The 21,993-nt window shown below is 57.1% G+C and carries 15 protein-coding genes; 5 read left to right on the forward strand and 10 right to left on the reverse strand.

What is annotated here, in order from left to right; all coding sequences use genetic code 11:
• The first annotated feature begins 18 nt into the window (after positions 1–18).
• Positions 19–357: a lysozyme gene (locus IM273_RS05240; RefSeq protein ID WP_028014744.1), complete on the forward strand. Its 339-nt coding sequence runs from the start codon at positions 19–21 to the stop codon at positions 355–357.
• Here the strand turns inward: IM273_RS05240 and IM273_RS05245 are convergent.
• Together IM273_RS05245 and IM273_RS05250 are read right to left on the reverse strand one after the other, a co-directional pair.
• Positions 336–938, reverse strand: coding sequence for a response regulator transcription factor (locus IM273_RS05245; protein WP_045259401.1), 603 nt, complete (start codon positions 936–938; stop codon positions 336–338). The genes IM273_RS05240 and IM273_RS05245 overlap by 22 nt on opposite strands.
• A gap of 173 nt (positions 939–1,111) precedes the next feature.
• A complete protein-coding gene (locus IM273_RS05250) occupies positions 1,112–1,870 on the reverse strand; it encodes an SDR family NAD(P)-dependent oxidoreductase (protein WP_088205124.1) in 759 nt (252 codons plus the stop codon).
• Between the two features lie 119 nt (positions 1,871–1,989).
• On the opposite strand from IM273_RS05250, the gene IM273_RS05255 reads away from it, so the two are divergent.
• From IM273_RS05255 to IM273_RS05265, 3 genes are all read left to right on the forward strand, one after another.
• Positions 1,990–2,889 carry a LysR family transcriptional regulator gene (locus IM273_RS05255; RefSeq protein WP_028014747.1) on the forward strand — a complete coding sequence of 300 codons (900 nt, stop codon included), beginning with the start codon at positions 1,990–1,992 and terminating at the stop codon, positions 2,887–2,889.
• Between the two features lie 51 nt (positions 2,890–2,940).
• Positions 2,941–3,966: an inner membrane protein YhjD gene (gene yhjD / locus IM273_RS05260; protein ID WP_193050686.1), complete on the forward strand. Its 1,026-nt coding sequence runs from the start codon at positions 2,941–2,943 to the stop codon at positions 3,964–3,966.
• 261 nt (positions 3,967–4,227) lie between these two features.
• Positions 4,228–5,550 (forward strand): MFS transporter, encoded by a 1,323-nt coding sequence (locus IM273_RS05265; RefSeq protein WP_028014749.1) that lies wholly within the window; start codon positions 4,228–4,230, stop codon positions 5,548–5,550.
• Between the two features lie 59 nt (positions 5,551–5,609).
• On the opposite strand, the gene IM273_RS05270 is transcribed toward IM273_RS05265, so the two are convergent.
• A complete protein-coding gene (locus tag IM273_RS05270; RefSeq protein ID WP_193050687.1) occupies positions 5,610–7,652 on the reverse strand; it encodes an AsmA family protein in 2,043 nt (680 codons plus the stop codon).
• 65 nt (positions 7,653–7,717) lie between these two features.
• Positions 7,718–8,491, reverse strand: a complete 774-nt coding sequence (pdeH, locus tag IM273_RS05275; protein WP_028014751.1) for a cyclic-guanylate-specific phosphodiesterase — start codon at positions 8,489–8,491, stop codon at positions 7,718–7,720.
• Between the two features lie 229 nt (positions 8,492–8,720).
• Between pdeH and IM273_RS05280 the strand changes: the two genes are divergently transcribed.
• Positions 8,721–9,650 (forward strand): sugar kinase, encoded by a 930-nt coding sequence (locus IM273_RS05280; RefSeq protein ID WP_193050688.1) that lies wholly within the window; start codon positions 8,721–8,723, stop codon positions 9,648–9,650.
• Between the two features lie 47 nt (positions 9,651–9,697).
• Here IM273_RS05280 and IM273_RS05285 read toward each other — a convergent pair whose 3' ends face one another.
• The 6 genes from IM273_RS05285 to bcsB form a co-directional block, all read right to left on the reverse strand.
• Positions 9,698–11,191: a pitrilysin family protein gene (locus IM273_RS05285; protein ID WP_045259406.1), complete on the reverse strand. Its 1,494-nt coding sequence runs from the start codon at positions 11,189–11,191 to the stop codon at positions 9,698–9,700.
• 226 nt (positions 11,192–11,417) lie between these two features.
• Positions 11,418–12,704, reverse strand: coding sequence for a dicarboxylate/amino acid:cation symporter (locus IM273_RS05290; protein WP_028014754.1), 1,287 nt, complete (start codon positions 12,702–12,704; stop codon positions 11,418–11,420).
• A 159-nt stretch (positions 12,705–12,863) separates the two neighbouring features.
• Positions 12,864–14,870, reverse strand: a complete 2,007-nt coding sequence (gene hmsP, locus IM273_RS05295) for a biofilm formation regulator HmsP (RefSeq protein WP_028014755.1) — start codon at positions 14,868–14,870, stop codon at positions 12,864–12,866.
• Positions 14,871–14,989: 119 nt separating this feature from the next.
• Positions 14,990–18,472, reverse strand: coding sequence for a cellulose synthase complex outer membrane protein BcsC (bcsC, locus tag IM273_RS05300; RefSeq protein ID WP_193050690.1), 3,483 nt, complete (start codon positions 18,470–18,472; stop codon positions 14,990–14,992).
• The gene (gene bcsZ, locus IM273_RS05305; RefSeq protein ID WP_047363559.1) at positions 18,454–19,560 is read right to left on the reverse strand and encodes a cellulose synthase complex periplasmic endoglucanase BcsZ; all 1,107 of its coding nucleotides are present in this window, start codon (positions 19,558–19,560) and stop codon (positions 18,454–18,456) included. Before bcsZ ends, bcsC begins: the two co-directional genes overlap by 19 nt.
• A 6-nt stretch (positions 19,561–19,566) precedes the next feature.
• The gene (gene bcsB, locus IM273_RS05310) at positions 19,567–21,987 is read right to left on the reverse strand and encodes a cellulose biosynthesis cyclic di-GMP-binding regulatory protein BcsB (protein WP_045259409.1); all 2,421 of its coding nucleotides are present in this window, start codon (positions 21,985–21,987) and stop codon (positions 19,567–19,569) included.
• Positions 21,988–21,993: the final 6 nt, after the last annotated feature.

A 21,993-nucleotide genomic window follows, 5' to 3' on the forward strand; every position in this document is an offset into this window, starting at 1 on the left:
CATTAAGAGGAAACGAATATGAACGGTCATGCGCTAAATATATCTTCTGCCGCCATAGAATTAATAAAGAAACATCAAGGGCTTTCACTGGAGAAATATCGTGATGAAAAGGGTGTATGGGTTATCGGCTATGGGCATGTGATCCGCGAACGGGAAAATTTTCACGGCCTTATCACGCCTCTTCAGGCGGAATATTTACTCCATGAAGATATTCAGCTGTGTGAAACGCTGCTGCGGGAAAAGTGTATACATCCATTAACCCAGCAGCAGCATGACGCGCTGGTACTGATGATACTGAGTTTCGGCGTGACGTCTTCACTCCCGAAAGCGCTGCTTCAGGCCGTCGCCCGGGTGTAGTACATGGCTGCCTGGGTTCGGTTTTTTACCTCCAGCCGGCGAAAAAGCGCTTCCAGATGCGCTTTTACCGTGGCCGCACTGATGTTGAGATTGCGACCAATTTCTTTGTTTGATTCGCCCGCCGCCAGCAGCTTCAGCACCTCACGCTGACGCTCGCTTAAGGAAAGTAACGCCTGCGCTGACGATTGCTGGCTGACCCACTCAGCGGGAAAGCAGACCATCCCTCTGGACACGGAATCCAGCACGGCGGCAAACCGCTCAGGGTTAGCGTTACGGGGGATAATAGCCATCACGTTTCGCTGCATGAGTTGTTCAACCCATCGGGTCTCTTTTTTTGCCAGAACCATCATCACCCGTACCGACGGGAAGCGATGCATAATTTCATCCAGGAAAGAACTCCCCTCATCCTGAATTAAATTGCCGTCAATCATGACGATAGCAGACGGTGACGCGGATATTTGCGTCCATAAATCGTCTGCCTGACAAGCCCCCGTTATATTTATTTCAGGAATTAATTTCTGCAAACCGTGTATCGCTCCATGAATAAATATCGACTGCCTGTCAAACATGATTACTCGCATCGTATTTCTCCCTCTGAGAATAGCGAAGGGGGATTCTACATAGGCGCTATTTAAGAAAAAACTCAATGAATGGAGAGGTTACAAATCCGCCAGTGGTTTTTATATTTACCCGCATTTTGACACATTCATTTTAAGGATTTCCTTAAGGGGTTCCCTCCGCTTAACATCAGTCATCACAGGAACATACCGCCTGATACTTCAATACGTTGCGCGTTCATCCAGCCAAGCTTATCGCTAAGCAGCGCCGCAATGGCATCCCCGATATCGTCCGGCAAACCTACCCGCCCCAGCGCCGTCTGCGACGCCAGCATCTGGTTAAGCTGCGCGTTGTCGCGCACGCGCCCACCGCCAAAGTCGGTTTCGATCGCGCCTGGTGCGATAATATTGACGGAGATACCGCGCGCTCCAAGCTCCTTCGCCTGATAGCGGGTGAGCACTTCCATCGCCCCTTTCATGGCCGCGTAGGTTCCTGAGCCTGGCTGGGTGAAGCGGGCCAGTCCGCTGGAGACATTGAGGATCCGCCCCCCGTCGTTAAGCAGAGGCAGCAGGCGCTGTGTCAGGAAGAAAGGCCCTTTGAAGTGAATGTTCAGCGCCTCATCAAACTGGGCTTCCGTCGTTTCGGTATAGGGTGCGTATAAACCCGTTCCGGCATTGTTCAATAAATAATCAAATGTTTCGCGCTGCCAGACGCTCTTCAGGATCTCCTGAAGCTGTTGAGCAAAATTTTCGAAACCGGCGATATCCCCGACATTGAGCTTTAATGCCGCCGCCTTGACGCCTTTTTCCTGAATTTCGCGCACAACTTCCAGCGCTTCCTGCTGGCTACGATTGTAGGTCAGGATAATTCCCGTGCCGTCTGCAGCCAGCTTTAACGCAGCGTTTTTACCTAAGCCGCGGCTACCACCCGTCACTAATGCGATACGTTCAGTCATCATAAACCTCGTTTTGGCTGTTATGGAGATTGAGAAAGAGCTTATTAGGTGATAGAAGATCAATAAAGATGGGTAATAACGCTTCACTGTTTCAGTGCAAACAACAATGAGCTTCATCTATGGATAAAATTCACGCAATGCAGCTGTTTGTTCGCGTCGCGGAGCTGGAGAGTTTTTCCCGCGCGGCAGAGACATTAACGCTGCCGAAAGGCAGCGTTTCCCGGCAAATTCAGGCACTGGAAAACCGGCTTGGCACCCAGCTACTGCACCGTACCACGCGCCGCGTTAGCCTGACGCAGGACGGCATGGTCTATTACGAACGGGCAAAAGATCTGCTGGCGAACCTGGATGAGCTCGACGGTATGTTTCAGCACGATCCCTCCAGCATCAGCGGAAGGCTGCGCGTGGATATGCCCGTTGGCGTTGCTCGAAATGTCGTCATCCCCAAACTGCCTGCTTTTTTACAGCAGTATCCGGGTATCGAACTGGAGCTCAGCAGCAGCGATCGTCTGGTGGATGTGGTCCGCGAAGGGTTTGATTGCGTCGTCCGCGTGGGTTCCCTGAAGGACTCAGGGCTGATAGCCCGTCCGCTGGGCAAGCTGTCGGTGATCAACTGCGCCAGCCCGGATTATCTGGCGCGTTTTGGCTACCCTGACACGCTGGACGATTTAGGCTCGCACGCCGTGATTCATTATGCCGCGATGCTGGGAAGCCGCCCTCAGGGCTTTGAATTTTATAACGGCAGCACGACGCAGTGGATAAAAACGGGCGGGGTGCTAACCGTCAACAGCACGGAAACTTACCAGGCCGCCTGCCTTGCCGGGCTGGGGATCATTCAGGCCCCGCGCGTTGGGGTGCGCGACCTGCTGCGCGCAAAGAAACTGATTGAGATCCTCCCGCAGTATCGTGCGGAACCGATGCCTGTCTCCCTGATTTACCCCCACCGGCGCAACCTCTCTCGCCGGGTTCACCTGTTTATGGAGTGGCTAACCGAACTCACAAAAGCTTACGTGGACTAGTCGCAAGCTATAATTCAATAACATCCAGCCAAACGAAAAAGGAAAAGACGCGTGACGCCGGAAAATAACCCGCAACGACCCACCCAACATTTAGATTATGAACCCATCAAGAAGATGGAAACCGAGCCGGAAGAGGCTAAAGCCCCTGGTACAGCCAGCAAGGCGCTGGGCACCGTCACCAGCCTGGCGGAGAGAATTCAGCAGTTTCCCATGGTTGCGCATCTAATACGTGCGACCGAGCGCTTTAATGACCGCATGGGGAACCAGTTCGGTGCCGCGATCACCTATTTTTCGTTCCTGTCGATGATCCCCATCCTGATGGTGTCGTTTGCTGCGGCCGGTTTTGTACTCGCGTCGCATCCAACGCTGCTGCAGGATATTTTCAATAAGATCCTGAATAACGTCAGTGACCCCACCCTCGCCACCACGCTGAAAAGCACGATTAACACCGCCGTTCAGCAGCGCACCACCGTCGGGATCGTCGGTTTGCTCATCGCCCTTTACTCCGGCGTTAACTGGATGGGCAACCTCCGCGAAGCTATTCGCGCCCAGTCGCGCGAGGTGTGGGAGCGTAAACCGCAGGATCAGGAGAAAATTTGGGTTAAATATTTCCGCGACTTTATTTCGCTGATTGGCCTGCTTATCGCGCTCGTCGTCACGCTCTCCATTACCTCCGTGGCGGGCTCCGCGCAGCAGATGATTATTTCTGCGCTCTATCTTAATTACATCGAATGGCTGAAGCCCGCCTGGCGCGGCATCGGACTGGCGATTTCCATCTTCGCCAACTACCTGCTGTTCTTCTGGATTTTCTGGCGCTTGCCTCGGCATCGTCCGCGTAAGAAGGCGCTGCTCCGCGGCACATTGATTGCGGCGATCGGCTTTGAAGTGATTAAGATCGTGATGACCTACACCCTGCCGTCGCTGGTGAAATCCCCGTCCGGCGCGGCATTTGGCTCGGTGTTGGGGCTGATGGCGTTCTTCTACTTCTTCGCGCGTTTAACCCTGTTCTGCGCGGCGTGGATTGCCACCGCCGAGTACAAAGGCGACACGCGAATGCCCGGAAAAACACATCGTTAATTCCGCTCTCGGGCTGATATTTCAGCCCGACTCATCATTTTAGCATATAAATCCAGTCCGTAACTTTTATTTAACCGAAAACCAGTTTTATCCACCAATATTTAAAAAACGTGAAGCATTTCATGGAAGCATTTTGGCTGGCCTGAACATTATCCGCTTTTTGTTGATTTTATAATCAGGAAGCGACTTTGTTACAGATTGAAATGTCGCTTTTGCTGTGCGTAATATGGCCTTTCGTTCGACAAAAAATAAGAAAATATTATGCAATCAACAGCCACAACACTCGACTCTGGTGCGGAAAACGTCCCGGTAAACTCGCGCAATAAAGTTGTCGTCGCATCGCTGATTGGCACCGCCATTGAGTTCTTCGACTTTTACATTTACGCCACCGCAGCGGTCATCGTTTTCCCGCATATTTTCTTCCCGCAGGGAGACCCGACGGCGGCGACGCTACAGTCTCTGGCGACCTTTGCTATTGCGTTTGTGGCGCGTCCGATTGGCTCCGCGCTGTTTGGACACTTCGGCGATCGTATTGGGCGCAAGGTCACCCTGGTGGCCTCGCTGCTGACGATGGGCATCTCCACCGTGGCGATCGGCCTGCTGCCGACCTACGAAACCATCGGCATTCTGGCGCCGGTCCTGCTGGCGCTGGCGCGTTTTGGTCAGGGTCTGGGGCTGGGCGGTGAATGGGGTGGCGCGGCGCTGCTGGCGACCGAGAACGCCCCGCCGCGTAAACGCGCGCTGTACGGTTCATTCCCGCAGCTTGGCGCGCCGATTGGCTTCTTCTTTGCCAACGGGACCTTCCTGCTGCTCTCCTGGCTGCTGACGGATGAACAGTTCATGAGCTGGGGCTGGCGTATCCCGTTTGTCTTCTCGGCCGTGCTGGTGCTGATTGGCCTGTATGTGCGTGTTTCCCTGCATGAGACGCCGGTGTTCGCAAAAGTAGCCGCGGCGAAAAAACAGGTAAAAGTGCCGCTGGGCACCCTGCTGACCAAACACGTGCGCGTGACCGTGCTGGGCACGTTTATCATGCTGGCGACCTACACGCTGTTCTACATCATGACGGTGTACTCCATGACCTACAGTACCGCCGCCGCGCCGGTTGGGCTGGGCCTGCCGCGTAACGAAGTGCTGTGGATGCTGATGATGGCGGTGATTGGGTTTGGCGTGATGGTACCGATTGCCGGCCTGCTGGCGGATAAGTTTGGTCGTCGTGCGAGCATGATTACGATCACCACGCTGATCATTCTGTTTGCTCTGTTCGTCTTCCCGCCGCTGCTGAGTTCAGGTAGCCCGGCGCTGGTGATGGCGTACCTGCTGATTGGCCTGAGCCTGATGGGGCTGACCTTCGGCCCGATGGGCGCGCTGCTGCCGGAGCTGTTCCCGACGGAAGTGCGTTATACCGGCGCGTCGTTCTCCTATAACGTCTCGTCTATTCTGGGCGCGTCCGTGGCACCGTATATCGCCACCTGGCTGCAGGCAAATTATGGTCTGTTCTACGTGGGCGTTTATCTGGCGGCCATGGCGGCGCTGACGTTGATTGCGCTGCTGCTGACGCATGAGACTAAGCATCAGGCGCTGTAATTCATTGCGGCCTGATGCCCTCACCCCGGCCCTCTCCCACAGGGAGAGGGAGAAAGGCGTTACTTCTTCATCTGCGACAAAATCGTCCGGCATTGATTCGCCTCGCCTTCTGACGGCGAAATCAACGCCAGCAGCGCGGCGGCCGGGGTGACCAACGTCGCGAGGGCTGCGGCCACCGCACCACGCGCAATCAGCGGCCCGGGCTTGACTCCCGCCTGCGGATTTTTGAAGGTCCCACGCACGTAAAGCGGCGAGCGCAGGGTAATAATACGAATCCCCTTACTTTCCGGATCGATGGTCAAATCCAGCTGTTCGGAGGCCATGCTGGCGGTACCGGTCACGTTAATCACCGCGTTTTCCGTGTCGAAGGCAAAAATCTGCGGACGCGCCACGCCATTAACCAGATCCACATTCGCCGCCGCGCAGTTCACCCGCACCTCGTCATCGCCAAAGATTTGCCCGATGATAAAGTTACCGACGTTCAGCCCCAGGATCTCCATCAGGTTGCGGCTGACCAGACCGTCGTTCATTAGCAGTTTCAGGTTACCGTTGCCGCTGCCCAGCAGCGCCGCCACGGAATTCCCCACCCCGCGAATGTCCGCATCGCCGTTCATTTCACCGAGGGTTTTCTGCATCAGCTCCACGTTCGGCATCAGCTCTTTCAGCTTCAATCGACGCGCCTGGATCTCCGCCCGCCCCTGCATCGGCTTTTTATCGCCTTCCAGGTGAATGTTGGAGGAAATCGTCCCGCCCGCCATGCCAAACTTCAGCGGCTGCAGGCGCAGGTCGGCATTTTTCAGGATGATATGCGTCGAGAGATCGCTCAGCGGCAGCGTGCTGCCATGCTCAATCTTGCGTCCTTTGAAGCGCACATCCGCATCCATCACGTCCCACTTATCGGTTTCAAAGCGATCGTAAGGCAGCACTTTTCCCGCAGGCTGAACGTCCTTCTTAACCTCTTTTGACTTTGTCCCTTTGCCCGAATCCACGCCTATCAGCGGGCCAAGATCGGCCAGACGCAGCTGGCGGGATTCGACATCCCCTTCCAGTTTTGGCCGTGGTTTTCCGGTGGTGTAGGTCAGCGTGCCGTGAATATCGCTGTCGCCGATGCGGCCGTTGAAATCCCGGTAGTCAAAAACGGACGATTTTTCGGTATTAATTTTGGCAACCAAATGCCCGTCCGTTTCGAACGGCGGGGTATCCGGCAGCAGTACGCCGGTCAGTTCATACAGTTCGCCAAGCGAGTCACCGGCGAACTTGAGCTGCAGGTCGACGCCCCCCATGTTCATCGGGTCGTTGACCGTCCCCACAAACGCCACGCGCGTATTCCCCGAGCGGAAATCCGCCTGCACCGGGAACGGCGTGCCTTCGCTTCGGAGCGCCAGCATGCCGCCGATTTTCCCTTTCCCGTTAAGCGGCTGGCCGTTGTAGCGCCCTTTTGCCGTCAGGCCGAAGACATAATCACCCGCTTTGGCGCTATCGCCTTTCGCTTTATTGCCCGTAACTTCGCTAAACGGCAGCGGTTTGCCCAGCGGATCGACCAGGATCTCGACGTCTGCCTTGCTGACCTTATCGTCGATGGCGATCCGCCCGCGATCGAAAAGAATATTGTCCAGACGGAATGACCACGAAGAGGGCTGGGCATTCGGATCTTTTTCGCCGTCGCTGGCAAGGTTAAACGTCCAGTTATTGTTTTTTTCAGAGAGGCGGATCAGGCGCGCATCGGGCTGCTGGAGCTTGATCCACGGTAGATAGACGGTTTTGGTCAGGAGCGCCAGCGGCGCCAGCGTGGCTTCCACGCGCGGCAGATGCACCATGGTTACTTCGGGGATATCCGGCGGGTTGCCGAGAATAACGTCGTCGGCGTGGACGTGCGGCCAGGGGATCCAGCTTCGCCAGCCGGTCTCCTCTTTCTGACGCTCCCATACCACACCCAGATCGCCACGAATGGCGAAGGGACGGTTCAGCTCAGTTGAGACTTTCTGGTTGATGGTCGGCTTAAGGCGGTTCCAGTCAAACGTCGCGATAATGATGACGACGATCGCGATCAACAACAAGAAAATCCCTGTAATCCAGGAAATGACCCTGGTTGTTTTTGTCATTTTTATCCCCTTTCCTGATGACCTGTCCTGTAAAACTATAGTCCAGACAAAGGGAAACGGGGCTATCAGAGGGTCGTTCTGGCGCTTTCGAGGAGATCCATCGGCACGGGGCGAGAGAGGAAATAGCCTTGCGCCGCCGCTGCGGGAGAGTTTTGCACATCACGCCACTCTTCCAGCGTTTCCACGCCTTCAACGATCACCCCCTGGCAATAGCGATTCATCAACTGCAATAACAGCGTAAACAGATTCCGCCCTTCCGGGGTCTGGCGCAGCATGATGAACAGATCGCGGGCCACCTTGATGTAGTCATAGCGCACTTCGCTGAGGGCCGAGAAGTTCGCCATACCGGTGCCAAAGTCATCCAGCCACAGCGGGCCAAATTCACACATTGACGCAAACGAGGAATTCTGCGGCAGGCGCACGTGCTCCACCAGCTCAAAGCGCAGCCACGGCAGGGTGGCGATCAGCTCCTGCAGCTTCGCGTTCTGACGCAGCGCCAGCAGAGTTGGGCCATCCACGTTCACCGAGGCGAGGATCGTATGCTGCTCGAAAAAGGCCTGTTTCGTCGCCAGCATACGGAGCTGCTCTTCCAGCACGTCCAGACGCTGGCGAACGGCAACTTCGGCAAAATAGCGATCCGGCGCGATGCGCTGAGTAGGGTTTGAGGGATGCGTAACGACGGTCAAAATCTCAATTGCCATCAGCCGACCGTCCGTTCGATAGATCGGCTGCCAGGTGTACGCGCGCTCACATTGCAGCCAGTAGCGATGCTCCTGCAAGTTCTCAATACTTGCCTCAGGCGTAGTGCTCAGCCGCTGGATAACCTGCTCTGACTTCATTTCAGATGTCCTGTTGTTGGGATAGCCTTTCTGGACTCGTCACAGGATTATCGGCGCGATAATTGAGAACTTTATGTTCAATTCACCGTGGAAATGAAATTAAGATGACAGAAATTTGCCGGAACACGCGCTGGCTCAAATAAAATAATGGAACACCGTTTTAATATAGTTGACCATCTAATTCACTCGGCGCACACTGCTGAAAATTCTTCTGTTCAGGTTCACGACTATGTCCAAAAAAATTGCCGTGATTGGCGAATGCATGATTGAGCTGTCACAAAAAGGCGCGGAAGTCAGCCGCGGATTTGGTGGCGATACGTTAAACACCTCGGTTTACATTGCCCGTCAGGTTGCGCCTGAGGCACTCACCGTGAACTACGTCACCGCCCTCGGCACGGACAGCTTCAGCCAGCAGATGCTGGAAGCCTGGCAAAGTGAACATGTTGACACCTCGCTGATCCAGCGTATGGAAAACCGCCTGCCTGGGCTTTACTACATCGAAACTGACAGCACCGGCGAACGCACGTTTTATTACTGGCGTAACGAAGCCGCGGCCAAATTCTGGCTGGAGAGCGACGCCGCTGCGGCCATCTGCGAAGAGCTGGCGACGTTTGACTATCTCTATCTGAGCGGCATTAGCCTGGCGATTTTAAGCCCGACCAGCCGCGAAAAGCTGCTCTCGCTGCTGCGCGAATGCCGCGCCAACGGCGGGAAGGTGATTTTTGATAACAACTACCGCCCGCGCCTGTGGGCCAGCCGCGAAGAGACGCAGCAGGTTTATCAGCAGATGCTGCAGTGCACGGACATCGCCTTCCTGACGCTCGACGATGAAGACGCCCTGTGGGGTGAAAAGCCGGTAGAGGACGTGATTGCCCGCACGCAGGCGGCAGGCGTGAGCGAAGTGGTGATTAAGCGCGGCGCGGAGTCGTGCCTGGTCGCGATTGCGGGTGAAGCGGTGGTTGAGGTCCCTGCGGTGAAGCTGGCCAAAGAGAAAGTGATTGATACCACTGCGGCGGGGGATTCCTTCAGCGCGGGCTACCTGGCGGTACGCCTGACGGGGGGAACGCCGGAAGCGGCGGCACAGCGTGGGCACCTGACGGCCAGCACCGTGATTCAGTATCGCGGGGCGATTATTCCGCGCGAGGCGATGCCTGTTTAGTTTCCCCTAACCCTCTCCCCAAACGGGAGAGGGTCAGCGTGAGGGGGTTACTGCCCCTGCGGAATATCCGTCGCGTCCTGGTGTAGATCATCAGCCGTTGCAGCCTGCGCCGGCTGCGACGCGGTGGCCATAATGGAATCCCAGGTCTTCTGAAGCTCCTTCATGTCATATTCCGGCTCGCCTTTCGGCTGCAGAAGGATCAACGCCATATCCTGCGACAGCTGCTGACGTAAATCCTGATTCAGCATATTCACAGTCAGACCGTTCAGGAAGTCCTGACGCAGCTTCTGGTACTGCTCAGGCGCAATGTCGACAACCTGATTCTGCAGGGAGCGAATCCGCTGGCTGATCAGAATGTCGGTATCGGCGCGAGCGTAGGTGGCAAACAGCTTCTGCAGCTCCAGTTTTTTCTGGGCCAGCAGCGCGTTGAACTCCTCTTCAGAGAGCCCCTCTTTACGTACTTTTTCCAGCTCTTTCGCCACCACACCCAGGTTCGCATTCAGTTTATCGCCCGGCGATTCAACGTTAATGGCACATTGCGCACGCTGGAACAGCACGCGGCAGTCAAAGCCAAGGCCAATGTTCTTCACGTTGTTTTTGCTGAGCGTCTGCTGAACGTGCCAGAACAACGCTTCACGCGCCAGATCGGCACGCCAGTAGCGCAGCAGCGCCGCAGACTCGCGAATAGGCTGCCAGGCGTTATCCCACATCACGGAGAGCCTGTCCTGGCGCACGGTGTCCGTCATAATGCTGACAGGCTCGGCGCGCAGCGGAGAGAGCGTCGGGACAGGGGCTGGCGTTTCACGTTTGCCCTTCAGATCGCCAAACGCTTTGTTGATCTGCTCAACCACCGCGCGGCTATCCACATTGCCGACGACGATCAGCGTCATCGCGTCCGGGGTGTACCATTTCTGGTAGAACGATTTTACCTGTTCGACGTCCACCGGCTGCTTCAGCGGCTCTGCCGGATCGTGCCCCAGCAACGTTGAGCCTTTCAGACGGTAGCGCCACCAGCCCTCTTTGGTATCCGCAGGCCAGGTCGCCACCATGTCGCCGTTGCTCAACGCATAGTTCACGGTGTCCGGCGTAATCGCCAGGTTGCCAGAGGCATCGGAGAGATAGGTAAGGGCTTCTTTAAGCAGGTCGTTACGGTTATTTGGCAGGCTCAGGTTAAACATGGTGTAGTCATAGGAGACCACAGCCGGAGGAAGGGGGCGTTTCGGATCGATGGCCTGTTGCCACAGCGAACGCACCTGTACTGCCTGCAAGCTGCCGCTCTGCGTGAGCGCCAGACGGGGAATAAAATGGCTAAAACCGGTTTGCTGAGTGCTTTCCGTAAGGGAGCCGGTATTTACGGACAGACGGATTTCAATACGATCGCTGGGACGCTGTGGAGTAGATAACACCTGCCACTGAAAACCGTTCGCTAGCGTGCCTTGTTGCCAGGCCGGGTCTGGCTGGAGCGCATCTGCCTGCACATAACTGGCTGCTGCCATCATCAGCAAACCGCCGGTTAAGAGTCGAATTTTTGTGCCCTGCATGTGAACCCCTGATCAACATTCCTGGTTAAAAAGAGTGTCTCGCGACGCGCTGCACTCTAAAAGATGACGATGAAAACACGTCGATTAGACCGCGCGTTCGGCAAAACGTCACGGTCCGAAGTGAAATATACCCAAAAAAAATCTTGTCGAATTATGACAGGTATGAACAGTTATTATGCGCAGGAGCCCGCATCCCGACAAGGGAATGCGGGCAATTGTGACAAGATTAGGAGGTTAAACCAGGATTTTTGCTATCAGACGCGCGATTATTCAGCGTATCGTTGAGCTTCTTGTGATCCAGCTCTTTCACCCATTTCGCGACCACCACCGTGGCCACGCCGTTACCCACCAGGTTGGTAAGGGCACGCGCCTCAGACATAAAGCGGTCAATACCAAGAATGAGTGCCAGACCCGCCACCGGCAGATGCCCCACCGCAGAAATGGTGGCCGCCAGCACGATAAAGCCGCTGCCCGTCACGCCCGCAGCCCCTTTAGACGACAGCAAGAGCACCACCAGCAGGGTGATCTGATGGAAAATATCCATATGGCTGTTGGTCGCCTGGGCGATAAACACGGCCGCCATCGTCAGGTATATCGAGGTACCGTCCAGGTTAAAGGAGTACCCCGTCGGGATCACCAGGCCGACCACCGATTTACGGCACCCGAGCTTTTCCATCTTGTCGAGCATACGCGGCAGCGCCGATTCTGAAGAGGAGGTCCCCAGAACAATCAGCAGCTCTTCACGGATGTAGCGGATGAATTTGAAAATGCTGAAGCCTGTCGCACGGGCGATGGAGCCCAGCACCACCACCACGAAAAGAATACAGGTGATGTAGAAGCAGATGATCAGCTGACCCAGTTGCACCAGCGTACCAACGCCATACTTGCCGATGGTGAAGGCCATCGCACCGAAGGCACCGATCGGCGCCAGGCGCATGATCATATTGATGATGCCAAAGATGACCTGCGAGAAGCTTTCAATCACGTTGAAGATAAGCTGGCCTTTGCTGCCCAGACGGTGCAGGGCGAAGCCAAACATCACGGCAAACAGCAGCACCTGCAGAATGTTTCCGCTGGCGAAGGCGCCGATGACGCTGCCAGGGATGACGTCCAGCAGGAAGGCGACCACGCCCTGATCCTTCGCCTGTTCGGCATAGACCGCAACCGCTTTGGCATCCAGCGTAGAGGGATCAACGTTCATACCCGCGCCAGGCTGTACCACGTTGACGATGACCAGACCAATAATCAGCGCAAGGGTACTGACCACTTCAAAGTAGAGAAGCGCCACTGCACCGGTACGGCCCACCGCCTTCATGCTTTCCATGCCAGCGATGCCCGTTACCACCGTACAGAAGATCACCGGGGCGATGACCATTTTAATGAGCTTAACGAACGCGTCGCCAAGCGGTTTCATTTGCGCGCCCAGCTCCGGGTAATAGTGACCCAGCAGAATACCGATGGCGATGGCTGTCAGGACCTGGAAATAAAGACTTTTGAAGAGTGAGGTTTTCATAGGGTGTCCTTGGGAAGAAAAACCACAGGCTTTGTAAGGTTATGGTTAACCTGCGGCTCTAAAATAACACCCGTATAACAGGACAGAAATAAACCCGGTTCAAATTTGAAACACAAATGTTAAGAACTTTGAACTGGCTCGCACAAGCCAGCAACAAAATTACACTTTTGCGTTATGGTCAGCGCCAGAAAGGTATCGCTGCTCGAAGACATCCGGCGGCACTGCGGGGGCAAAAAGGTAGCCCTGGCCGCTCTCGACGCCCGCCTCTGCCAGCCAGACGCGTTGCGCTTCGGTTTCAATCCCCTCGGCAATAAGGTGCACCTTGAGGCTGCGCGCCATCTGGACGATGGCCTGCACCATGCTGCTGTCCTCCGGCAGCCCGTCGACAAACGATTTATCGATTTTGAGCACGTCCACCGGCAGGGCTTTCATGTGCTGAAGCTGGCGCAGCCCGGCGTACCCCATACCAAAATCGTCCAGCGCGATGCGAATGCCGGCATTGCGCAGCGGCTTCAGGATGGCCACCGCGTCGTTAGGATCGTCAATGCGCCGGCTCTCCGTCACTTCCAGCGTCAGCGTATCAGGCTTTATCCGGTAGCGGTGGATCAGCTCCAGCATCTCGGAGACCATCGTCGGATGCATAAGCTGCAGGGCAGACAAGTTGACCGACAGCGGCAGCGTTACGCCGCGCTCCTGCCAGGCGGCAAGCTGGCGGCAGGACTCCTCCAGTACCCAATAGCCAACGGTGACCATCAGGCCGCAGGATTCGATGCGCTCAATCAGCCCCTCCGGCAGCTCCCAGGAGCCATCCGGCTGCTGCAGGCGGAGCAGCGCCTCGGCGCTTTTCACTTCCCCCGTCTGTAAATTCACCTGCGGCTGTAGCCAGAGGGCGAACTGACGGTTATCCAGCGCGGTCAGGATATCGCTCTCTTCCGTCAGGCGCTGCTGCGCCTTTTCCATCTGCTCCGGGTCGAAGAACTGGATCTGATTTTTCCCTTTGCGCCGGGCGGTAAACGCCGCCGAGAACGCGCGGCGGTACAGCTGCTCCGCCGTTAAATCACCGTAGTACATGGCGATACCGATACTGGCGCTCGGACGAAGCTGGATGCCCTGCACGGGCAGCCGCTCATTTATGACAGTGAGTACTTGCTGACCTAATGTGATGGCGTGCCACGGCTCTTTCACGCCGTTGGCAATCACCACCAGGTCGTAACCGCTGACCTGGGTCAGCACCATGCGCGGGGCAAGGACAGACTTCACCTTTTCCACCAGCGTCAGCAGCAGCATTTCACGCTGGCTCTCCTTGAGTACGCCCGCCGTGTCCTGCAGGGTTTCACAGGCAATCACCATCAGCGCCGTGGTTTGCTGCCGCGCAACGGTCTGCTCCAGCATTGCCATCAGAAACGCTTTATTAGGTAGCTCCGACACCGGGAAGCGCGTGGCGCTGTTGTTTAGCTCATCCTGATGACGCTGGATGCGCTGCTGGTTGAGGTTGTAGCTGCGCACCAGCATACCGATCTCATCGTCTTGATGCAGACGCGGCAGCTCAAGCTGGTGCCCCAGTTGATCCTGCGGCGAAAGCCCATTCAGCTCGCGGGCGATACGGCGCAGCGGGTGAACAATGAGGCGGTTTATACACCACGTCAGCGCTACGCTGATGATCAGGGTCATAAGTAAGCAAGTGGTCACTAACGTAACCACCCAACTCATGACGAATTTATACATCCGGTACGAGTCCGCCTGCAGAACCAGGTAGGCCAGTGGCTGCGGATTGGCAGGACGTTCCAGCGAATAGAGAGGCAGAGAAATTTGCACCGGCAGTTCAAACAGGCGCATCACCATCATCGGGACGGGACGCTCCGGGATAAAACTCATCCGCAACGCCTGGAACTGGTTGGGTAAGACGACATCGGCGCGGCTAACGACCCCGGCAGGCTGAATGCGCTTTAAGATGGTTTCCGCTTCGGGAATGTCCCCTTTCAGGATCGAGGCGGAGAGCGGGCCGCGCACCGAGCGGGCGATACTTTCTAACTGCGAAGCCGTGTTATAGCGATTCTGCTGTACGGAATGAAACAGCAAAATTACGCAGAAGAGCAGTACAAACAGCATAGTGACGGCAGAGACCATCGCCATTTGTTTGATCGTTAAGGAACGGCTGACACGCAAAATGACTCTCCACAAAACTCGAAGCGCAGGGCGCGCCAGGGTGTAAACCTGGCGCGCCTGAGTATACCCGATTGCCGCGCTATTAAGAGAGACTTACAAATGGATTAAGGAAAATCCGATTACCAGTCCGCATAAGGAATAAGCGGCTGCGGCGGTAAGTCCATATCGCCCTGCCAGCCTGCAGCAGAGTAGCGCACATAAATTAGCGCATGGCTTGGGGTGTAATCTTTCGCTTCCTGAATATCCACGCCCATGCCCACAAACCAGTTGGAGGTGACCCGGCGTTCGATAATTGCCCGCGCGGTATAACCCGTCCCGGAGGAGGAGCTGCCGGTTTCCATCGCGCCACGGTCGGTATAGCGGCCTGGCTCATCAGTCGGGATCAGGCTCTGGATCGGGTAACGTAGCTCGTCTTTGGTTTTGGAGTGGGACCAGGACACCGAGCCACCCAGCTCCCAGGACCAGTTTTCCGTACGCTTACGCCAGGTCACCGGCAGCGCGAAGGAGACATACTCCTGCGGGCTGTAGTAGCCGCCCTGACCGAGGGAATAGCCGCTCAGATCCTTATCGTAGTGCCAGAGCATATTGGAGACGCCGACCGTCAGGCGCTCGTTGTTTTTATTAATGAGCTTGTAGTAATAACCCGTCATCCAGCGGACGCGCCAGTTATCTTCCACATTTTTACCGGTCAGCGTTTCCGCGTTCAGGCTTGACCAGACGCCGTTCGCCTCGCCTTTGTCATAGCTGATGCTTACCCCGCCGCCCGTCGCGCGCACGCCGCCCCAGGTGGTGCCGGTATTGGTATCTTTTTGCCCGGCGAACGCCAGCAGAGAGCTGGAGATAGGCCGACGATGGGCGTTGACGGTGTAGCCGATGGGGCCTAAATCGCTGCTGTAGCTGATACCCCCCACCACGTCGACGACGTCAAAGCCCATTGGCGTGGTACCAATATCCATCGCCCAGGTTTTATTCTGCCAGCCAACGGCGACGCTGGCGCCGCTGTCGCTCTGGCTGGTGTTGCCGCTACACGGCGTGTCGTAGCAGGTCCCCCATTTAGGGTCGTAAGTTCCGTTATTGTTATCAAAGGTGCCGGCGTCCATGTTGACCAGATCGCTTCTGAAGAACATGCGCCCGTCAGAGAGCGGGGCGTCCACCTGGAGCATGGTGGTATGCGCTTTCAGGTCGGAATAGCCGCCCGTGCCGCTGGAGCCCCAGTAGTCGTGCTGCAGCGTGACGTTAACATCCTGCTGACGGTACAAATCACCGGCGTCACTGCGCACGCCGCGCTTCAGCCAGTCATCTTTTTCATCGTTGCGCGTCAGACGGGTGAAACTGTCATTGTCCACCGGACGCGTCGTGGTGATGCCGGACGACACCATCGCATCTTTATACGTCTCCAGCGCCTGCTGCGGCTGGCCGTTTTGCGTCTGGAAGCGAGCAGCATCACGCAGCACCAGCGCGCTTTCCATGGAGGCGGGCTGCGATTTGGCCTGCGGAATGATTTTGCTGAAGGTCTGTTCTGCGGCAGCAGAATCGCCCAGACCTGCCTGCGCCATCGCGATCCGGCGCTGCATATTGAGCGACAGCGGCTGGCCGTTTTGCGCGGCGGGCAGTTTCGCAAGCTCCGCACGGGCGGCATCTTTGTTACCTTCCGCGCTGTAAATTTCGGTCAGACCGAGGATCGCGTCTTCGTTCTGCGGCTCACGCTGCAGGACGGCGCTGTACGTCGTTTTCGCCGCGTTCAGATCGCCACGCTGCTGCGCCCAGTCCGCCAGCGTCAGGTCGATGCGGGTGGAGGCAGGCTGCTGACGCAGAAGATTTTCCGCCTCCTGCTCTTTGCCGCTGTCGCGCAGGCGGTTGGCGGTTTCCAGCACCTGGTTACTTTGCAGACGGTCGGCAAGTTCCTGAATATTGCCATTCCACTGGCTGCGCGGCAGCGTCTCCAGATGCGCCAGCGCGGCCCGGTCCTGATCGTTTCCGGACAGGTAGAGCCCGTTGGCATACACCTGCTCCGGGTCAGACGGTTTCTGGCTGGCAAGCTGGCGCATCAGGGTATCCGCCTGGCTGCGCTGGCCCGCGCTGTAGAGATCGCGCGAGAGACGATACGTTATCCAGACGTCACCGGGCGAGAGTGCCAGACGGCGACGCTGAATTTCTGCCGCCTGAGCGTATTTCCCCTGACTCTCCAACTGTTCTGCCTGGGCGGAAAGCTGCTCGTTAGTCAGGCTACGCTCAATATCATCAATACTCCGGCGCTGGCTGGCGGAGAGAGACTGGATAAACTGCGAGGCTTTCTCCGGGGACTGCGCGCGGTAAACATTGGCAAGGCCGCGAACCGCATTGCTGTTGCTGCTGTCCATACGTAACGCCTGGCGGTAATAACGCTCCGCCGCGTCGTTATCTTTACGCGCGGCGGCAGCATCTCCCAGCCCCAGCACCGCATAGCTGTCGGTATTGTCGACGTTGCGCGCCTGCTGATAGTAACGCTCCGCCTGCGCCGGGTTATTCGCCTTCAGCGCCGCATCCCCCTGCTGGATCAGCAGCCAGTAGCGGTTAACCTTCAGCAAGCTGTCCCATTTCCCGCGGTTATCGCTCTGCGGATCGAGGGCAATCGCTTTTTCAAACTGTGCCACCGCGCGGGCGCGGTCGCCTTTCTGGGAATAGGCCTGCCCCAGAGCCCCCACCGCTTCACTGTCGGCATGGTTGGCGCTGGCGGCTTTTTGCAGCTCCGCCACCGCCTTACTCCCCTGCCCGGCATCCACTGCCGCCAGCCCTTCCGCTTTCGCGCGGAACGCCGGGTCAGCGAGCTGCTTTTGCTGTGCCTCAAGCTGGGCGCGCGCCGCCGCGACGCTATCGCCGTCGCTGAAGACGGTCAGGTATTTTTGCAGCGCGGTGACGCTGGCGCTGCTGGCAGGCTGGTCTTTGATCTGCTCATACCACATGTCAGAGGCCTGGCCGCGGCCACCGGTGGATTTAGCCATCTCCTGCAGCACCGCAAAGCCTTCATCACGGCGTCCGCTCTGGAACAGAAGCTGGGCCAGCGTCGTCTGGAGCTGGGTATTCCCGGGGCTGCTGCTGTTTATTTTTTTCAGTTGGTTGATGGCCGAAGCGCGACGGGCAGGATCTTTCGCCACCACATTCCAGTATTCCGTCGCCACGTCGCCGCCCGGCGGGTTGCCGTCAAAGAGCTTGTCATAGGCGGCAATCGCCTCCTGCGTGTGCCCTGTCGTAGCGAGTAAGCGCGCCTGCTGAAGCTGCTGGCGGCCATCCGGGGTGGAAAGCAGCATGGTATTGCGTGAGGACTGGTACGCGCCGGAGTCAGGGGCGATTCCCTTCAGGCGGTCCAGCTCTTTTTGCGCTCCGGCGTTATCGCCCTGGCGCAGCAGGTAGCGAAAGCGAGCGGCAATGACGTCAGGGTTGTTCGGATCGATCAGCTCAAGACGGTAGAGCGACTGACGAACCAAATCCTCGCGATGGGTCGATTCGCCCAGCCGAACCTGCTCCAGCAGCTGTTTCTGCTGCGGAGAGTTAACGGCCTGCGCCAGCGGCATCAGTGCCAGCCCAAGCGATAGAGTGAGTAGATTTACTGTGAACTTGCGCATTCCTGGCCCCAATCCGGTATTAATTCACCCTTAGCGGTGAAGCGAAAACGATGCTGATCCCATCCCTGACCAAAAAGAGTCAATACATAGCTGTAGTAGGCATTGTTATCGGGAAAATGATCTGCCACGCGCTGGCGCTGAACCGCCTGGGCATCGCGCTGCTGTAAAAACGGCAGCATCGCGGCAGAGAACCCGACCGGGCCATTGCCGGTGTGTTTACCCGTCGCCACATCCACTTTCTCCGGCGGCACGCCCTGTTTAATTGTCTTTGCCGCCATCGGCTGGAAGCGCGTCAGCAGCCGGGCTTTTTGAGGATCTTTATCGCTCATCATGCCCACCCAAAGATAGACACGGATGGCGTCATAGCCCCCTTCCAGCGTTTTATCCTGCTGTAGCTGCCAGCCTTTGTTTTTCTGATACTGCACCCAGTTCGGCGAGAATCCCTTCGGCGCACTTTCCAGCAGCAGCCGCAGATTGGTTTCACGCAGCGTGGTCCACGGGGCACCGTAGCGGGTGAAATAGCTCGCTAACTGTGGAGGAAGGTAGCTGGGGTTAAAGCGCCAGGCGTTTTCTTCGGCAAAACCGACTTTACCGGGAAGCAGCATTGAGCCGAGCCCCGGCACTTTCACCACTTCCTCGCTGGCAATGCGTTTTAGCAGTGCCTTGCCCGTTTGGGTATAGTCCGGGTCTTTCCATAACCGGCCCGCTTCGAGCAGCGACCAGGCAATCCAGACATCGGCATCTGAGGCGGAGTTGGTATCAATCACACCCCAGTTTTCTTTGTCTTTCTGTCCCCAGAGCCAGGCGGGCAGACGATCGTTGAGATTGCCGCTGGCGAGGTTATCGCGCGTCCACGTCAGCAACTGGTCAAACGCCTTGCGATCGTTAGCGGCCAGGGCAAAGAACAACGCATAGCTTTGCCCTTCCGACGTTGTAATTTTGCGCGTGTCGCTCGGATCGATGACGCGCCCGCCCTCGCTGATGTAATCCTTTTTAAACTGCTCCCAGGCAGGCCAGGTACAGGCGGCGCGAAGAGGGATCGCCGCCAGCATCAACGCTGCGACTACACACCAGCGAAAGGCTTTCATCACGTCTTACTCATCCGGGTTAAGGCGACGACGGCTGATGATGCGCAGCAGACGCCACAGCACCCATGCCAGCAAGACCACGCTGACCGCAGCCAGGATGGCGAGCAGAACCGGATGGTTCGACAGCGCATACCACAGGCGCTCGAACCACGGCAGATGGCCGACGTAATACACATCACCCACGCGCAGGCTGTTGACACCGGACTCGCGGATCACCGACACAGAACCAAACATCGCGGCACGTTTGCCGCTGTCGTTCATCGCGGTATTCAGCAGTTCATAGCCACGCGGGCTGTCCGCCAGCAGGGCTATCACGCTACGCTGATCGTTGTAAGGAGACTGGAAGCCCACCACCGCAGCCATCGCCCCCTGAGAGGTTACGGCCGTCTGCGCGCTGGCCTTACGGTCGTTCACGTCCGGCATAATGCTTGGGAACTCGGTCTGGCGAAGCGGCGTGTTAACCCACGACTCGGTGGCTTTCACCAGCAGGTCGATACGTTTTTCATCCTTCAGCATGTCCGGGATGGTGCCGATCACCATGATATCCGCATCTTTGTTCTGGATCTGACTGCCATCGTCCGTCAACGTGACGTTAACTGCCGGTAATCCGGTTTGCGCGCCTACGGTTGCCATGGTGTCGAGCAGGGTCGTCACCTGACCTTCGTTTGGCGCTTTTGGCATCACCACAATGGATTCAGAGAGATCGGCCATGCGGCTGAACGGGAAACCTGCGTTAGCAAAGGCACGCAGATCCGGCATCGCCAGGAAATGGTAGTACTTCGAGAAGTCGATGGTCGACTCATCGCCGATCACAACGTGGTTTTGTACCGGCTGGAAGGTGATGCAGTTATCCACCGAACCGCCAGGCATCGGGTTCATGTACTGGAAATCAAAACGCAGCTGGTTGATCGCGCCAAGCTTCAGCGCCGGAATAGAGACGTCCGTTTTTCCGTCCAGCAGCCCCTGCAGCACCGGCAGGCGGAGCATCAGACGGTTAGTGTCCTGGGTACTTTGCAGGCTGAACGATTGCAGGAACTGGTTGTTCAGGCTGATATCCATGCGCGAGCTGTCTTTCGTCGCTGGCGCGGTATAGCGGTAGTTGAGATTGATATCAATGCCGTTGGTGCGCAGCAGGTACAGATCCGGCGGCAGGTTCAGCGACAGGCTAATCGGCGATGGCTCCAGCCCGGACGCCTGCAGCTGCTCTTCATAGGTTTTTAGTTCACCAAACGTCACGGCGCGGTCGGTACGCACCCAGTTTGGCGCGTCATAAGGTTTACGCGCCAGCAGCGGCTTAACTTCGTCCACCACCACGCTGTTGCCGCGGAAAAGGACGTTGCCCTGAGCAATCGCCTTCGCGGCCTGGACCAGATCTTTATCATCACGACCAAAGACCACCAGCAGCTTCACGTACGGGTTATCCGGGTGGCTTACCATCTCAATGGTTGGCGCTTTGACTTCCGGGTGGTCGCGCAGGAAGCCCGGACGCTTCGCGTTGGTTGCAAAGACAATCGCGTTCCTGTCCGGCATTTTGTCATACATGACCGGGAAGTTCTGACCGCGCCAGCCGGAGCGGGAGCCAAACCAGGAGGCCACAATGGTCGCCGCCAGCTGCTCGGTCACGTCAGGGGACGATGCAAACACCATCGGCAGCGTGAGCGGACGGTTATCACGCGGGTCGAAGAACGGAACCGGGAACGCCGACAGATCGTTTTTCAGCGCCAGCGGCTGGTAGGTCATCTGCAGCGAGGAGTTACGCCCGACGTCCAGCCACAGCGTGTTGCTGGCGGGGTTTTCGCAGACATCGCGGTAGTGACCAACAAACTCCAGACGGATACGGTTAAAGTCGGTAATGAAGAGCGGGTTAATCGGTACCTGCGCCTGTGTTTTCTTACCCAGCTGCTCTTTGGTCACTGGCAGAACGTCCATCAATTCATCGTTCAGGTAGACCTTCAGCTGAGACTGCGTCGGCAGCAGGGATGGCGACGGGGTGTATTCAAGGTTCAGTACCGCATTTGAAACAACCTCATCGCTGCGCATACCAAATTCAATGCTGCCGTTAGGGTTGACGCCGCGCAGCACCATGCTGCCCGGCGGCGGCGCAATTTGCGCGAAGGTCAGCTTCACGTCCCGCGACGGCACATTATCCGCGACAACGGGCGCGTTAGCCCCCCGCACGCCCGGCATCACCTGCCCGATGACCGGATTCTCGACCGGCAGGGTGTTCCCCTCCGTTGGCTGGTTCGGAATGATGTTTTCTGTTTGACCGGGTGCCGCCGTAACAACCGGATCGGTTGCCTGCGCGACGACAGGGACCGTCGGCGCAGGCGTCGCCGCTGCGTTACCGGGTGCTGCGTTAGCCATTGTTGCGGGAAGTGCACTCACTCCCATTGCCACTGCACATAACCAGGAAAGTTTTGTTTTCATCGCGTT

Origin of the sequence: Enterobacter cloacae complex sp. P13B (genome assembly GCF_014895915.1) — a bacterium.
Classification (GTDB): Bacteria; Pseudomonadota; Gammaproteobacteria; order Enterobacterales; family Enterobacteriaceae; genus Enterobacter; species Enterobacter bugandensis.